The 17,262-nt window shown below is 34.4% G+C and carries 14 protein-coding genes; all 14 read right to left on the bottom strand.

Annotated features, from left to right (window positions below):
• Nucleotides 1–66: 66 nt before the first annotated feature.
• Entirely contained in the window at nucleotides 67–1,014 is a 948-nt protein-coding gene (locus RG571_RS02675; RefSeq protein WP_308947474.1) for an NAD-dependent epimerase/dehydratase family protein, read from the bottom strand.
• 51 nt (nucleotides 1,015–1,065) lie between these two features.
• A complete protein-coding gene (locus tag RG571_RS02670; RefSeq protein ID WP_308947475.1) occupies nucleotides 1,066–2,496 on the bottom strand; it encodes a hypothetical protein in 1,431 nt (476 codons plus the stop codon).
• 33 nt (nucleotides 2,497–2,529) lie between these two features.
• Nucleotides 2,530–3,465: a lipopolysaccharide biosynthesis protein gene (locus RG571_RS02665; RefSeq protein ID WP_308947476.1), complete on the bottom strand. Its 936-nt coding sequence runs from the start codon at nucleotides 3,463–3,465 to the stop codon at nucleotides 2,530–2,532.
• A 46-nt stretch (nucleotides 3,466–3,511) separates the two neighbouring features.
• Nucleotides 3,512–4,336 carry a LicD family protein gene (locus RG571_RS02660; RefSeq protein ID WP_308947477.1) on the bottom strand — a complete coding sequence of 275 codons (825 nt, stop codon included), beginning with the start codon at nucleotides 4,334–4,336 and terminating at the stop codon, nucleotides 3,512–3,514.
• Nucleotides 4,336–5,727 carry an O-antigen ligase family protein gene (locus RG571_RS02655; protein ID WP_308947478.1) on the bottom strand — a complete coding sequence of 464 codons (1,392 nt, stop codon included), beginning with the start codon at nucleotides 5,725–5,727 and terminating at the stop codon, nucleotides 4,336–4,338. Before RG571_RS02655 ends, RG571_RS02660 begins: the two co-directional genes overlap by 1 nt.
• An 11-nt stretch (nucleotides 5,728–5,738) precedes the next feature.
• On the bottom strand, nucleotides 5,739–6,716 hold the full coding sequence (locus tag RG571_RS02650) for a glycosyltransferase (protein WP_308947767.1): 978 nt from the start codon (nucleotides 6,714–6,716) through the stop codon (nucleotides 5,739–5,741).
• Entirely contained in the window at nucleotides 6,709–7,776 is a 1,068-nt protein-coding gene (locus tag RG571_RS02645; RefSeq protein ID WP_308947480.1) for an NAD-dependent epimerase/dehydratase family protein, read from the bottom strand. Before RG571_RS02645 ends, RG571_RS02650 begins: the two co-directional genes overlap by 8 nt.
• Before the next feature lie 7 nt (nucleotides 7,777–7,783).
• Nucleotides 7,784–8,485 (bottom strand): 2-C-methyl-D-erythritol 4-phosphate cytidylyltransferase, encoded by a 702-nt coding sequence (locus tag RG571_RS02640; RefSeq protein WP_002297058.1) that lies wholly within the window; start codon nucleotides 8,483–8,485, stop codon nucleotides 7,784–7,786.
• Nucleotides 8,482–9,354: a phosphorylcholine transferase LicD gene (locus RG571_RS02635; RefSeq protein WP_230340881.1), complete on the bottom strand. Its 873-nt coding sequence runs from the start codon at nucleotides 9,352–9,354 to the stop codon at nucleotides 8,482–8,484. The genes RG571_RS02640 and RG571_RS02635 overlap by 4 nt, the downstream gene beginning before the upstream one ends.
• Before the next feature lie 179 nt (nucleotides 9,355–9,533).
• Entirely contained in the window at nucleotides 9,534–10,574 is a 1,041-nt protein-coding gene (locus tag RG571_RS02630; protein WP_230340880.1) for a glycosyltransferase family A protein, read from the bottom strand.
• A gap of 19 nt (nucleotides 10,575–10,593) precedes the next feature.
• Nucleotides 10,594–11,985, bottom strand: coding sequence for a sugar transferase (locus RG571_RS02625; protein WP_002322621.1), 1,392 nt, complete (start codon nucleotides 11,983–11,985; stop codon nucleotides 10,594–10,596).
• Between the two features lie 292 nt (nucleotides 11,986–12,277).
• Nucleotides 12,278–14,416, bottom strand: a complete 2,139-nt coding sequence (locus RG571_RS02620) for a glycosyltransferase family 2 protein (protein ID WP_230340879.1) — start codon at nucleotides 14,414–14,416, stop codon at nucleotides 12,278–12,280.
• Nucleotides 14,417–14,454: 38 nt separating this feature from the next.
• Nucleotides 14,455–16,041 (bottom strand): bifunctional 2-polyprenyl-6-hydroxyphenol methylase/3-demethylubiquinol 3-O-methyltransferase UbiG, encoded by a 1,587-nt coding sequence (locus RG571_RS02615; protein ID WP_230340878.1) that lies wholly within the window; start codon nucleotides 16,039–16,041, stop codon nucleotides 14,455–14,457.
• Nucleotides 16,031–17,251 (bottom strand): ABC transporter ATP-binding protein, encoded by a 1,221-nt coding sequence (locus RG571_RS02610; protein WP_308947481.1) that lies wholly within the window; start codon nucleotides 17,249–17,251, stop codon nucleotides 16,031–16,033. The genes RG571_RS02615 and RG571_RS02610 overlap by 11 nt, the downstream gene beginning before the upstream one ends.
• Nucleotides 17,252–17,262: the final 11 nt, after the last annotated feature.

The following is a 17,262-nucleotide window of genomic DNA, read 5'->3' as shown; positions in this document are numbered from 1 at the left end:
GATGGAAGGTGTTAATTTAAAAAGCTAAGTCGAAACAAAAAAACCAGCATCTTGCTGGTTTTTGTTTTAGTTGATTTCTGACTTTAAATACCGTTCCATTCCACTCAATATATCAAATTTAGGCTGATAGCCTAAAGAACGAATTTTTGAAATATCAGCTAAAGAATCACGAATATCCCCTGAACGCTCCGCTTCATATTTAAGCGCTAGCTCTGTTCCTAAGATTTGATCAATTGAATGAATCAATTCAAGTAGCGTAGTGCTTTTTCCTGTACCGACATTGAATTGCTGTCCTAAAGCTTTTTCTTCCTTGGCAACAAGTAAAAGTGCTTGTATAACATCTTCTATATAAACGAAGTCTCTAGATTGGCTCCCATCACCAAATAAAGTAAATTCTGCTTTTTCTTTTGCCAATTGTTTTTTGTAACGATCCACTAGAATCGAAATGACTCCGCTATATGGAGAGTTTGGATTTTGATTGGGACCATAAACGTTAAAAAATCGGACAGCACTAGTCGGAACATCATATAAATGACAGTAATCCAAAACATATTGTTCTGCTGCAAACTTATCGATAGCATATGGTGTTAATGGACGGATGACTGATTCTTCTTTTTTTGGCAATGTTGGTTCATCACCATAAACTGCAGCTGAGGAACTAAATACTAATCGTTTTAAATCAGATTGATATTTTCGTGCTAATTCAAGCAATAAAAGCGCACTGTCAAAATTTACACGATGTGTTTCTACAGGCCGTTCTACAGAATCTGCCACACTAGCTACAGCAGCTAGATGAAAAATATAGGCAAACTGATATTCTTTCATGATTCTTTCCATCAATTGAGGATCTGATACATCCCCCTCAATGAAAGTCACTTGTTTCTCCATATCCAAGTTTTCTTTTTTTCCCATTGATAAATCGTCGACTACTACGATTTTGTTTTCTTTTCCCAAATAATTTGCTAGCGTTGAACCGATAAAACCAGCTCCGCCAGTAATCAATATAGTGTCCATCAAATTCACTCCAATTGCACATATTTATTTTATATTAACTTAAATATCAAACTAATTATCGGCTTTCATTAGATGCCAAAATTCTTTGGCACTTTTTACCAAATTTTTTCTAATAATAAATATATATACTAAGAAACTAATTAAATAAACAACCATACTTAAGAACCCACCGTCGAATACTATGTTACCAATAATAAATAAGATTGTTAATACGGTTTCTAATATAATTTTACTTCCTACTTTTACATCTAAGTATTTGCATAAGAAAAATTCTGCAAGATTACATCTTAATGCTAAACTAAATAAAATTAGTCCTACTGCAAGCATTATATTTCCAACTAAGAAAATAATAACTATAGCAAACAACAATGTTAATGATAAAGTAAGTATATTTACAAACAAAATTGTTTTTTCCTTACGTATTGTTTTTAAATAGGTATTTATCAATAAAGACATTCTTCCCTCGTAAATAACAATAGGAAATAGAATTCCCATATATTGAAGACTATCAGCATATTCTGGTAACCACATGCTTAAAATATATCTAGCTGGAACATAAAAAATTAAAAAACTATACGTAATTGGTACAAACAAATCTCTTATTGTTTTAAATAACCATGGAAGTTTCTCTTTATTCGAACGACGTAGCAGTGGAAACATTACTATACCTATTGCATTAATAAACGTCAAAAACATATTAGAGATACTCAAAGTAAAAGATAGTTTACCGAAAATTTCAATTGTCCATCTTTTTTCTACAAAAAAACGAATTGAACCAATAATAAGCATACCTGCAATACTTGATAACATCAATTTACTACCAATATTGATATTATCAACAATTTCTCTTAAAATAGATTTAAATTTAAGTATATTTCTTTGCCAAACCATATCAGAAATTTGCATCATTCCCCATAAAGTGATGATTAGTTTTGAAATGATATCTAATATAATCAGCCAAAAAAAGTTTCGTCCGTCTATAAAAAAGTACATTCCTATCATTATTACATATAAATATCTGTCGCCACGAGATAATTGAGCATACTCTTTTATTCTGTTTGTTGATTGTAATACATATAATATAAATGTTTTCATTATCGTAATAACAGAAACTACTGCTGTTAAAGTCAAAATCATTTTCTTATACGATGGAGGCATGAAGAACTGACTAAAGATAATAACACCTACAGATAATAGGGTCTCAAAAAGGCATAAATACCAAAACTGCGAACCTAGATTATCTTTATCTAGATTTTCATATTCTTCACCGCCAATTTTTAAATAGATACCATCTATCCATCCTAAATGCAAAAAACCAACATAAGAAGAATAAAACACATACAGTTGCCAGTAACTATATTCCCTTACTCCAAGCAGTTTAGGCACAAATAAATTCAATAGTACGGAAATAGCTAAAGTTATGAAATTTGCTCCAACCGTATAATATAAGTTACGAAAAACCATTTTTGCCTTCGTGTTCAAGTTTTATCACATCATCTTTCTAAAAAACTATAATCATTTATCTGAATCAAATCGTATAAAGTTGTTGATCCAATTCTTTAGAGTGTATTTTTCTAATATTTTATCTGGTACCGGAATATATGGGGTATTTAAAAATTGTTTTAGTTCAGATAAAGGTCGTTCTGTTAGTAAAAAACAATTCTGCTCATTATAGAAATCCTGATATTTTACCATATTATTATTGGTTATTAGTTTTACTCCCAAAAAAATCGACTCAATAGGTCTAAGAGACAGTCCTGTTTGATTTTCTTGAACAATATCTAATATCGCTTTCGAATTTCCTTCATAGTTGATTACCTCTTGATAACTTAACGGCTTTTCATATTGATAAGTTGAAGAAGAATTTCGACTAGAATCTACAATATAGATCATTGAATCTATACCTACTTCTTTGAAAAAAGTTTGAAGTTCTGTTAAATAAGTTAATCGTCCTTTATCTATTCCTATAAAGCACAATTCAGACTTATATTTTTTCTCATGTGAAACGACTTTTAAGCTACTCGTATCAATAAATTGATTATTATAATTTAAGTAAAACTGTTCAACGTCTTTTTTATCAAATGACCAGATTTCGCAATTTAGTCCATCAAAGAAGTCAATAGATGTATCTACTGAAACAGGATTACTATACCAAATAATAATACGAACATGTGGATAATGTTTATTTACGTACTTGATAACTGATTTTGAAAAAAAATGTGAATTTAGTATTAGTAATTCTATCCCATTTAATCTTTTTTTCCAGTCACCATATGCTATTCTGGAAAAAGTAGTATTAATATATCTGTCAAGATGATTTAAACATTTGACAAACATATTTCTTTTTTTAAAATAACTGTTTACGTCTATTCCAAGTTCAATTGCGTCTGTTGAATAAAGGACAGATTTTTTATCTAGGGTAATAATCATTATCTTATTATAGTCTATCATTCTTATTCATCCTTACTTCGATTACAAATTAATTTAATTCATATATTTACTTTTCATAAAATTTATAGGGATGATGTGAAATTCTTTCTTCTTTTGGCGGGAGTTTCATATAGTCCCCGTATCTCAGTTCCAAAAACTTTTTCCGATCTCTAATTGCTTTAAATTTATGCCCCTCAAATTCTACGTCCTCATAATGCTCAAACCATTCTATCGGAAAAACTCCCCATACTTCATTAATAAATTCCATGTACCCACAATACTTCGTCTGTTCAATCGGATACTTACGCACTAATTCTTCATATTTATTTTTCCAGAATGAGTAATTTCCTTTTTTCAACAGTCGACGGTACTTAGGATAATAAATCACCCTTTTAACCATTGCTTTAACTTTTGATCTGGATATAGCGTACGAATGGTTTAATGTAAACATCATGTTTGCACGATAGAGTTCACATAAATCGCCAAATTGTTTTCGTTCTTCTGGATTTTCTGGAAATCCATCAAAGGGGAAAATATCTACAAAGACTCCTAAATCAGGATCTTCACTACTATAATATTGCTTCGTTACCGCTTTTGTATTAGGATCAACTAATTTTGCGTAACAATATCTATAATCATCTCTCGTTTCAAAACTTAATAATTTATACGAATCATCATTTTTAAGAAGTTGGATTAATCGTTCATAATTAGGTCTGGTTAAAATAATATCCAAATCATCATCCCAAGGAATATAACCCTGATGTCGCTCTGAACCAATTAAACTTCCATAAAACAATGAATACTCAATCTGATTTTCTCTACAAATTTGGTCTATATAAACAAGGATTTCTACGCTTATACGTTGGATATCTTTAATCTTTAATTCTCTCATTATTCTGATATACCTCCCTTACCTACCACAGAATGTTTTTTTGATATATATCCCAAATATAGCCAAAAGATGAGGCTTCCTAATTTATTTACTAATACTAATTCTGTTAAAAACATAGCAGAAATCAAAATTGCAAGTACTGCCATGGTATTTAATACATACGAATCGTAGTCTTTTATAGTACGCATAAATAGTTGTCGCAATGTATTCCAAATCTTAATTCCAAGAAATACAAGTAGCGGTATAGTCCCTAACAGCCCTGTTGTTGCTAATAAATAGAAGATAAAATTATGGGAAGTTTGTTTTTTTGTTGCAATGAACGTATTCGGTAATTCTTTTTGAGCATAATTAACTAAATTACGAGGTGAACTCCCGACAAGCGGACTACTTTGAAAAATCTCAAACGAACTTTTCCATAAAGCAAAACGATTATTAGACACATCGTCCTTATTTACAACATCATCCCGTTTTAAACTGATAGAATTCTGATCTTTATCTGGATTTTCAGACTTTCTAGGAACATATCTTGCTGTTATATTGATCAATTTAGGGGCAGCATATTTCCCTGCTTCAGCAATTCCTAAAACAGCTCCAGTTCCAATAACCCCACAGATTACTGCCAATAATAATTTAGAAGCAATCGTCTTCCCAAATCGGTTATAGACAATAAAGAAGATAGCAAAATAAGCACATAATACCAAAGCAATCTCTGCTGTTCTTGATCCAGATAAAATGATGTAAGCAAATTGAAGAAGGATCGTAACTATGCTATATATTTTTGCCATTTTGTTTTTATTCGTCATTAATAGCTTTACAGCAAGAAAAACAACTGCTACAGAAGTTGCACCGGCAAAATTAGGGTCAGAAAAAATACCATACAAACGGTTCTCGACAAATCCTGCTCTAAAGCCATTATAAAGTTTTTCAAAAGGTGCTACGTAAGAATAGTGCGTAAAGAACATTCCTAAAGAAATGATAACCAAATTATTCCAAATACCTATAATTAATTTTTCGAATTTTGTAAGAAATTCAGAATCAATACTATCTCTTCCAATACGATAAACAACAAATAAATAAATAACCTGCCAAATGACTAGTTTAATGTTTTCAATTATCCCACTAGGTCCATTAAAGAACGTAGAACACAAAATAGCTAATATAAATCCTAATAAAAGATAATCTGTTTTATAAATTTTTACTTCCTTAGATAACGCATCAATTATTAAAATGGCAAAGGCCCATACAGTTATCAACGAAAATAATGCTGTATCGATTTTTGAAGGCAAAAGACTATAAAAATTAATTAACCGAATGGTCAATGCGACTCCAAAGACAACTATAAAAACTTTTTTGCTTTTATCAGAAAAAACCTTTATTTTTTTTACATCCATTTTCCACTCACCTAACTATGCTTACTTTTATGCTTCTCTTCTTCCAATATGGAAAGCTTTTTATATAAATTTAAATTTATTTTTAATGCTGTCGCCGCTATTTTTCTATTTCTAGTAAAATATTGATTCTTTAAAATGAACAAATAATTATCCTTTAAAAATCTTACTATTTCTTTGGTTCCTTTATAGCTACATTCACTATTACTAATCACAATCTTATCTAAAACGATAAAATGTGCCCAACAAGTTCTAGTATGTGCCACTGGCAATAATTTTGGATAGCGTTCTTTAATCCAAATTTCATTCTCTTTCCAAACATTGATTGTATCAAGATCTTTCTCCCCAAAACCACTACTTGAAATGCTGTTTTCCCGATGAAAATAATAATACTTCTGCTGAGTGTCAATAACTACTTTTTCTGTTTTTTCTAATACAGATAGGATAACAGCAGCATCTTCCGTGATAACACCTTCAGGATAGCGGATAGTATCAAAAATCTCTTTTTTGTATAGTTTATTCCAAGCCTGAACAGAAACAACTTTTGCTTCTAAAATCATTTTCATCGCTTCTATTTTCGATAAAACCATATATTGTGGCATTAAAATTTTAGGCTCCCTACTTGCGTATAAGTCATATACTCCACAAATAGAAAGATCTGCTTGTTCTTTGACAATGTTGTCGTACAAAAGTTCATACATATCTTTTTCGATATAATCATCACTGTCAACAAAGCCTAAATATTTCCCTCGTGCCACATCAATCCCGGCATTTCTTGCACTACTTAATCCACCGTTTTTTTTATGGATGACACGGACACGACTGTCTTTTGATGCATATTCATCACATATTTTACCGCTGTTGTCAGGAGAACCGTCATCTACTAATATCACTTCGAAATCAGTAAATGTTTGCGCTAAGATTGAATCTACACATTTTCTTAAATAGGGTTCTACTTTATAAACAGGAACAATAATACTAATCTCACACATTTTGCTTCTCACCTTTAACTAATTCTACGGTATGGACTAAAGAGTCTTTTAGTTCAAAAAGTGGTGTCCAACCTGTCATTTTGATTTTTTCATTATCTAAAATAGCCGTGTTTGCTTTTGAAAAACCTTTTTGTTCAATCTCATCCGGCAATTCAAAAATTACTTGTTTGCCGCTGATATCAGCTAGCTGTTGTGCTAATTCTTTTAGTCGTAAATCAAAGTTTTCTGAAGAAACATTGTACGCCTCTCCTTTTTCTCCTTCAAGCAGTAAATGAAGAATAGCAGAAACAGCATCTCCAACATAAACATACGAAAAATATTGATTTCCTTCACTTTTTAAAACAATATCCTTTTGTTCGACTGCATTTAAAATAAATTGTGAGGATGCTTTCGTATCAGATAAAAGCATCGTCGGACCAAACGTACGGCAAAGCCTTGGAATCACGATGTCGAGGTCGTGTTTTGCGATGTAGGCTTGGCATAATGATTCACTGACTCTTTTTCCTTCAGGATAGCCTGCTCTCAGTGTATTACAATCGATATACCCGCAGTAATCTTCTGTGAATTTTTCTATATCGCCTCGATTTTCGCCATAGATTTCTACTGTTGATAAAAATAATACTCTCTCAGGCTGGGTTGCTACTGCATGTTCCAATACTTGCTCTGTACCTGCAAGATTAGTCATGATCGTACCGATTGGATCAGTTGCGTAAGCCTTAGGATGTGTGTTACTTGCACCGTGTATCAAATAGTCAGCTTGAATTTCTTTTGGTAAGGGTTCTGTGACGTCACCTTCAACAATTTCGAAAGTATCTAATTCAAGATAACTGGCAAACCTTTTTTCAAGCTTCTGACGGTTTCTGCCCATTGCATAAACTTTGATTTTGATGCCTAGTTGTTCATTAGCAGCCATCAACGTATCAATCAAAAAAGAGCCGATCATTCCAGAAGCACCAATCATCAGAATGGATTTTCCATGTAGCTGTTTTATTTTTGGTGTATGATTGATTACTTTTGCCAAATCTTCTTGGTACATTGGTTGTTTAATCAACGTCATCATCTTTCACCTAGTCTTTCATTTTTAAATATGCTTTGAACAATTCTAGATCATCTGTTGTTGTCAATTTGATATTTTTATCAGAACCAGCAGCAAAATATAAAGTTTCTCCCAAATCTACCATCATGGTATTCGTATAAGAAGAATCAGTCATACCGATGTCTTCTTTCACTGCCCGGTCATATGCTGCCCGTAGTTTTCCGTATTGATAAGCTTGTGGAGTTGAGACACGCCTCAATGTGTTACGATCGACATACTGTTCCGTCGTTTCTTCTGTTTTCTTGATAAAAATTTGTTCGTTGTAAGGTAGAGAGGTTACACCGTTACCAAATTCTTTACATTTAACGATTACATCTGACAATACCAGTTCGTCTACTAGTGGACGGATTCCATCATGGATGATGATCGTATCATCATCTTCAGAATAGTCTTTCAAAAACTGAACACCATTATTGATCGACTCTTGTCCTTTTGATCCACCTGTAATGACCCATTTGACTTTGCTAATATTGAATTCTTTGATATACGCCCACATCGTTTCTTCCCAACCAGATTTGCAAACGACTAAAATCCGGTCAACTTGAGGATGGTGTTGAAATGATTCTAAAGTATAGATAATAATAGGTTTTCCTTCAATTGTAATGAACTGTTTTGGGATATCTTGTCCCATTCGTTTACCCACACCACCGGCAATAATAATAGCTGTAATCATTTTTTTTCTGCTCCTTTAGTTAAATAATATTTTCCTTTGTACATTGTGTATGGATGTTCTGGATCAATATAAACTGCTTCATGATGAGAAACCTGATCTTTTTCAGGCGGAAGCTGCATATAGTCACCAAAAACTTGACTTAAATAATTATCATAACCAACTGGTACTGGCATCTCTGTATCTTCGAATGGCACCCACACAGCAGATTCAAAGTCTTTTGCAGGATAAACATTCCCCATATATCGAGGTCCGACACAAAGTTCTGTAACGAAATTCGTTGGATTATCATTGTATTTGGTCATCTGCTTTTCAGCATATCTCCATATTTTATACTTCGTTTTTGCAGATACACTATTTAACAATAGCTTTCCAGCTAATTCCATCGCTTTCCCATGGTTTTGCGGTACTTGCTGACTTCGATAAAGCGCATAGATCATTGCCCATATCTTTTGCTTTTTCCGTTCTGCTTGCTTTTCAGGTGCAGTATCTAATGGAAAAATATCTAATTGGATACCATGAGGGATATCTAAATCTTCCTGATACGTTTTGATAAAGGTCGTTTGGACGTTACGGATAGTTGTAAAGGAGTTCCGATCGTGATTCGTCAGAGTTGGTCTTAATAAAACAAATTTATCTTTTTGTGGGCCGGTTTCCCATAATTCAGCTAAGCGATCATAATCCCTTCTAGGCATGAAAAAATCTAAATCATCATCCCATGGGATAAAACCTTTATGTCGAATTGCTCCGATTGCGCCGCCACCACAAAAATAACACAACAAATCGTGACTTTTACAAAAATCTACAAAGTATTGTGCCATTTCGAGATTTACTTTTTGAATTTTTTTTAATTCAGGATCTGTACTGTACATTATAGTTGCCTCAACCATTCTTTTATTAATCTTCCCTATTTTCTCATAAATAGAGGCGGTTTTCAATCTTATGCAAGTGGTTCTTTCTTTACTGACTGAAAACGGATAGATAAACAGCTATTTTTTGTTTTTAAAAGGGTTGTGACAAAAGACAGTCACAACCCCTTATTCCGACTTTTTTAATAAACTCTCTTCAACAATGCCATGATGCTTGGCATTTTCACTTCCACAAAGCTGCCGGCTTTCACCGCAGATAATAATAGAGGAGCCGGCAAATTATACAGCCATTTTGTTACTTTTTTCGCGCTGGAATCAGTCAATGCAACCTTTTTAGCTTCTTGGATGGCTGGATCATTCAAGATATGCATAGCTTCTTCTCTTTTTTCTTTAGCAGTTCGCTCAGAATTCTCATAAATAGAAAAAATGACAGAGGTTGTTCCTTTTAAAAGAAGAGAAGCCATACCTGGTTTGTCTTTATCACTTGTCACGACATTTGCTAATTCATAAAATTCTTTAAAGGTTTCAAATTTATTCGGTTTATATTGGTTGGTTATCCCTTTTCCACCTTCAAAATGATAGATATACTCGATTCTTGGATTCAATATTACTTGCTGACAATGTTCATAATAGTTCAAATTGAAGATACGGTCTTCACAACTGCTGTAATTTTTGAATAGAATCTGTTTTTCCATCAAGATTTCCCTCTTGTAACATTTGTTCCAAACCACATACATCAACTGCTGATTCATCAGTTGATACATATCATCCACGAACTGTTCATGATTTGTATATTGGTATTCTGGAACAAGATAGTCCTTTTCCGAAATGATTTCTTCCCCGCTTAGCGTGCGGAATGTAAAAGAACTGATAAGCAAATCTGCTTCAGGATACTGTTCAAACAACTGCTGATAATCTGCCAAAATTTCTTTGACTGGCTCATCGTCTGCATCGAAAAATAATACATATTTCCCTGTAGCTTGCTTGATGCCTTCATTTCGAGCAAGTCCAGGTCCTTGATTTTCGGTTGTAAAAAGTTGAAAATGACTATCTCCTTGGATAGCTGACTGAATCAGCTGCTCTGTTTTGTCAGTTGACCCATCATTGACCAAAATCACTTCATATTCTTCAAATGCCAGATTTTTTAAAACTTCTATTGTATGAACGATCGTGTCTTCGGCATTATAAACTGGAACAATTATACTAAATATCGGATGGCTCATTTCATTTCTTTCCTCCAGCTTAGCGATAAATTTTCTCTTGTGAAAAGTCGATTTCTGCTAATGAACTGATATTTTCATCTTCATCTAGTCCTTGTGAGGACATCTTATCAAATAAGATTTTGATTGTTTGAAGTAAAATCTTCAAATCTAATAGTAAGGAATACTTTTTGATATACAACAAATCAAAACGTAGTTTACTATTATAATCTGATACATATTTTCCATATACTTGTGCATATCCGGTAATCCCTGCACGTACATTGTGTCTTAAATAATAATAAGGATTTTCTTCATTGAACTGATCAACGAAAAATGGTCTTTCTGGACGTGGTCCGACAATCGACATATCGCCTTTCAATACATTAAAGATTTGAGGTAATTCGTCAAAACGTACGGCACGGATAAATTTGCCTACTGGTGTCACACGTGCATCATTGCTCTTTGCCAAGACTGGGCCTGATTTTGCTTCAGCTGTTGCACTCATGGAACGAAATTTATAGATTGAAAATTCCTTTTGATTTTTCGTAATACGTACTTGTTTATAAATAATTGGTCCAGGTGAAGTTGTTTTTACCAAAATCGCTGTGATTAGCATAAAAGGTGAAGCGAGGATCAGTAAAATAAGCGAAACGATGATATCAAAGAGACGTTTGAATAATTCATATTCCGGCTGAATTTTGAAACCGGAAGCTTCAATGATACTTTCATCTTCGAAATTCATGATGTTCGGATTGATCATCGTTAAATTTTCAAAAGTTGTATTTAAAAACAGCTTCTTCTCTTTTTTTGTCACTAATTGATAAATATTGATTTTTTCATCTTCTGGGATTTTAGAAGCTAGGTAGACAATATCGATGTCATCAATCAATTTTTTTGTGTTTTCATAATAATTGTCGATCACTACTGCTTCAACCTTATGTTTGTTGTTTTTCTTAGATTGAAAGTTTTGGATCGCTGGTGCGACATCTTTCTCCAAACCTACGATAAGTACTTTCTTATCACGACTGACTCTTAAGTATAGTTTATAAACGACTATCCGATAAACGCTAAGTAATATCGTGCCAAGTATAAACGAGAGCACGATGACGCCACGCGGAAATGCAAACCAACGTCCAGCAAAAGTAACTACCATGATCCCCAATGCTATCAGCACCTGTCCAATAACAGTAATGAAGACGATATCACTGATCATTCGGTTATAGAATACATAAGCTCCTAACAAAATATTCAACGCAATAAAGATAATGGAAATAAAAACTGCTGAATGCTGAAAGGTCTCTAAGTTTCTTGCTGGGACTTCTCCTTGGAACTTCAGCAAAAAGCTAAGATAGATCGACACATTCAATACAAGTACATCCATGATGATAATGAATATCCTGCGTGCCGCATTCCACTCCCCATTTTTATTCATATATACACTCCTAACCATAAAATAATGCCTCTATCATCTTACCATAGCAAAGTTTAAAAACCTAGTGAATAACCAAATTGTAAAAGAAATTAAAAGAAACTAGAAAAGGCAACTATTGTATGCTTATATGTGTATTTCTGCCTAACAGAGAGTTGGACAAAAACCGTATCACACGCTTCCTACTGAATGGATGTTCTTCCTATCATCTCTTCGGTCACAAGTTACAATATTCATATACTAAACTAAAAAAACTGTATTTTCATCAATAAAAATGAAAATACAGTTTTTTTGATCAATCAGGTCTCAACGAAAAATCGCCGATTCCTTCTTTAGTTAGATTATCGTTATAAAATGGGTCATGAGCAATATAAGAAGGCCACTTATCTTGCATTTTTTTGATTTCCCCAGCAAAACGTCTTTGTTTTTCTGGTGTATCTTCATAACCTCTTGATTTAGATTCGAAATGGTACAATTCTGCTTGATGTGCATAGACATTGTAACGACCCAATTCATAAACTTTCAAGCACAAGTCAACATCGTTGAATGCTACTTCTAATGTTTCATCAAATCCATTGACAGCATTGAAGTCAGCTGCCTTGACCATCATACAAGCTGCAGTGACAGCTAAGTAATTGACATCAATGACCAATCGGCCGAAATAACCACAATGTGTTCGATCATAGTTATTCAATGCATGCCCTGCAACACCACCGATTCCTAATAATACTCCTGCATGCTGCGTTGTATCATCTGGATAAAACAGTTTTGCTCCTACACAGCCGATTCGATCAAACTGTGCATAAGAAACCATCGCCGTCATCCAATCTGGCTCAATCACTTCTGTATCGTTATTCAAGAATAAAAAGTATTTGCCGTTTGCTTTTTTTGCTGCTAAATTGTTGATTCGAGAATAATTGAATGGAATGTCAATCAATTCTACGATAAAGCGGTCTTTCAGCTGATGCTTGTATTCCGCAAATAATTCTTGCATTTTTGGATCTGTACTTCCATTATCCGCAATAATGATTTCATAATTTGAATAAGACGTTTTTTCGATGATCGAATCCACACAAGTTTTTAGATCTTCATAGCCATTCTTCGTTGGAATGATCACACTGACCAAATCCTCTTGCAAGACGTCATAAGTAATCTCATAAAATCCAGAAATTCTGCCAGGACGTACGCTTCCTTTGATGTTCCTTCTAAACAGGGCATCTGTCAATGCTTTCGCTCCGGAATCATAGATATAACTTTTGGCTTCACCATTACTTGCAGTTGACCCTGGGATCGTCCGCCAATGATACAAGACTCGGTCAATGTGGTAAATATGATCTGCAGGGATTTGTTCTGTCACACGAAGGACCAAATCATAATCTTGAGACCCTTCATAACCTTTACGGAAACCGCCAAGTTCTTTAACAATGCTTGTTCGATATACGCCTAAGTGAGAGATATAATTATTTCCCATCAATGTATCAGGCGACCAGTCTGCTTTGAAGTGCGGATCAAAACGATTGCCATCTGCATCGATTTTATCTTCGTCACTGTAGATCAAATCTAGTTCTGGATGTACGTTTAGCACTTTTGCCACTTCATATAATGCAAATGGCGGTAATTCATCATCATTATCTAAGAGTGCTATAAACTCTCCTTCTGCCATTTCCAATGCAGAATTAGTTGCCAGACTGATGTGTCCATTTTCTTGTCGGAAAACGACTTTGATTCTATCATCTTTTGCTTGATAGGATTCCAGACACTTTCGGATAGCTGGATCAGTAGAAGCATCATCACTGATACATAGTTCCCAATGATCATACGTTTGATCCAGTACCGAATCAATGCATTTTTCGAGCCATTTGATTTCAACGTTATAGACAGGCATAAGTATGGAAATCAATGGGCGGTACGCAAATCCTTGTGCTTCTTTCCTTTGCTCTTTCAGATCTGGTTTCTCATGACGACTGATCCATTCTGCATAGTCGATCGATCCTGGCTTCAATTCCAATTTGACTCGGCGGATTGCTTTTTTTACGCCATGAGTCCTTGCATAATTTATCCCTTTTTTCAGTAATCTTTTTTTTCTTTCCCATGAAGATTCAATGCCGTCATCATAAGGGTATTTACCGTTTAATTTCACAGCTATGCCATTTTGATATCTCGCTGTTTGGAAGTCTAAGATTGCTTTTCCTCTCATTTTCCCCGATAAACGTATCTTAAAACCGCTTTGGGTCTTAACATCAAGATTATATAAATGATTGATATCCAATCTTACGACATGTGTTGCTTCAGCAATCACATTTTCTTTTTCTACCTTTATCGTAGGGATTTCTTTGGTCACTTCATCAATTGCCCAGCCCACAATAAGCAAATCGCCAGTGGCCCGTTCACGAGTGATTTGATCGATAAATACGGCAATTTCTTTTTTTTGCACGATTCGTTTACTCCTTATCTTTATAAGTTAAACATTATTTACATTTCAATGATCCATGATTGGCCATTTTGAGCCACTGCTTCCACTAAGAATGAACGTTCTTGCTCGCAGAGGATTCGTAATTCAAATCCCGCTTCTGTTCCTTTTGCGAGCTGTTCTGCTTGATTGACTTCTTCTCGTGAAACAGGAATTGCTTCGAAAAATGGCGATTGGTCAGCTGATAACTTATAGGACAATGGCTGGCGATCCGAATTAGCGATTCCCCATCCGATGATTTTTAATATTTTTGTTTCTGCATCCCAGATTTTCTCGTCAATACATATAGAAAGCTCTTTTTCTTGGATTTTTTTCGATGTTTCTTTCTTACGTCGTCCTAATCTATGTTTGATTGTCCATTCATCACTTTCCAACAATGTGCAATAGCGATTTGTGGTTGTTTTTAACATATGATTTAGTCTTGTATTTTCCTCAAGAAGATGATGATTTTCTCTTTCTAATTCATCATTTTTCTCAGAAAGCTGCTTTGTGACTTCAGCCATGGGACGAATCGTTTCCAACAATTCTTTCATTGTTGGTGTCAATTCCCCGATAAAGCGATAGTGACAATGGATAGTCACTTCTTTCCCAGAAATATCCGTTAGAACGAACTCTGGTAATTCTTTCCCATCAAACAAATAACAATCATTTACTGTTTTGACTACAGCATTCGAATCGATAAATGTTAGTTTTTCTCCGGCAGCTTCTGCGCTGAATTCGATAAAGCTAGGTTGTTGCGCGAAGCGAAACACCATTCTTTCTGTTGTTTCTGATACGGGGAAACTTAGTGTCTCATTTTCCCCAGTGAAATTATTGAATGGTATTTGGTGGATTGTTTCATCTTGTTTCGTTTGCTGGGTTACTTCTAACACTTTTACATAATTAGAATTTTGTGGCTGTGCAATGGAACTTTGTGCTACTGGATGTTTCATCAATGAGAAAAAGTATTGGTAGACTTCACCGAATGGTCGCATTTTGAAATCATAGCGTACAGCTTCTGGCAATTCTTCATAAGTTGATTTTAATTCTGTATCACCTACAGCTAAGTACAAATAATCTTCAATATTAATGAATAATCCCGCTTTTTCAAAAACTTTTTGGAAGCCATCATGAGTATAAAAAGAATTATGGGTTTCATCTAGGAGACCATAAGAAGCCCACGGCAATTGGTTATTGAACAAATCGATCATGACAGAATTATGCGCCAAGTTAGGGAATGTAATCAGGATCTCTCCTTCTTCATTCAAAAATTCTCTGACTTTCTTCAATGTTTTTCCAGGATCTACCAAATGTTCTAAAACATCCGCAAACAAGACGTAATCAAATGTCTGTCCAGCATAATAGTTTGCCCACTCAAAACTTTCGATATCACCATAAAATCCATCTTGAGCAAATTCGCTGACAAAATCGAACAATTCCTTATCTAACTCAACAATGCTCACTTCACATTGTTTTGCACCGATTAAATGTTTCGTTAATCGGCCGTTTCCGGGACCAAACTCTAAAACTTTACTTCCTGGTTTGATCTGTGCGGCAATTTTTCCCACACTGCTTTGTTCATCTAGGTCCATTTCAAAATCATATTTCATTGCTATGAGTCCCTTCTTCCCATTTATGGTCTAAGACCACGATGCCTTCTCCGATATAAGAACCGCTGACAAACAAATTCATGTACTTTGTCTTATATACCAAAGGAACCGTTGCATTTTCTTCAAAGACCGCAACGTCAAAATAATATTCACCAGCTAACAAACCTAACTTTTCATACTCCAGATAAAAGATATTCTCTCCTTTTTTCCAAGGAATCTTGATACCATCTAGTAGAGTATTGAGTCCGCACACATAAAAATTGTCGACTGTTCGTAGCGCAATTCCTAAAACCGGATTTTTGATTGTATCATCTTTTACTTCATAAGTTACTTTAACGTATAGTTTTTCTCCTTGTTCCAGCATATCCACCGGATTTTTGTCTTTATCCAACAATTCCGCTTTCGTCACGTCGACGATATCTGGAGCGGCGAACCGTTCTACTTGGTTTTTATTCCGATCCACTGTTTTAACTGATTTTTTCTTTAAAAAGTTTTCATAATTCGTCGTTACTTCCATCGTATCGCCATATTCGATGACTTCTCCGTTTTTCAACCAATAGGAACGATCACAAAAACGGCGAATCGAACTGATATCATGAGAAACGAATAAAATCGTCTTTCCCGAGTTCTTGATTTCTGTAAATTTTTCCATACATTTTAGTTGAAATTCAAGGTCTCCTACTGCCAATGCTTCATCTACAATCAAAATATCAGGATTCACATTGATTGCTACAGCAAAAGCTAGACGAACGAACATCCCACTTGAATAAGTTTTTACAGGTTGATAAATATGGTCGCCGATGTCAGCAAATTCAATGATATCATCGACCATTTCATCGACTTCTTCTCTTGAAAAGCCTAGTACCATCCCATTTAAATAGATATTTTCATAGCCAGAATACTCAGGATTGAATCCTGAACCTAGTTCTAGCAAAGCAGAGATTTTCCCTTCGATTTCCATCGTACCGGCTGTTGGTGTCAGTACCCCTGTAATGATTTTCAACATCGTAGATTTTCCGGATCCGTTTTCTCCAACGAAACCGATCATCTCACCTTTTTTTATTTCTACATTCACGTTTTTCAACGCATAAAACACATCATGATAGGATTTCTTAAAAGGATTAAGAGCTTCACGAAATCGATCCGACGGTTTTGCGTACATATTATAAGATTTTGTGATATCTTTTAGTCTAATTGCATATTCTGTCATAGCTATTCTCC

Source organism: Enterococcus sp. FR204 (assembly GCF_031143325.1).
GTDB lineage: Bacteria > Bacillota > Bacilli > Lactobacillales > Enterococcaceae > Enterococcus_B > Enterococcus_B faecium.
Note: the sequence above shows the minus strand (reverse complement) of the source record. Positions and strands in the feature narration are given on the sequence as shown.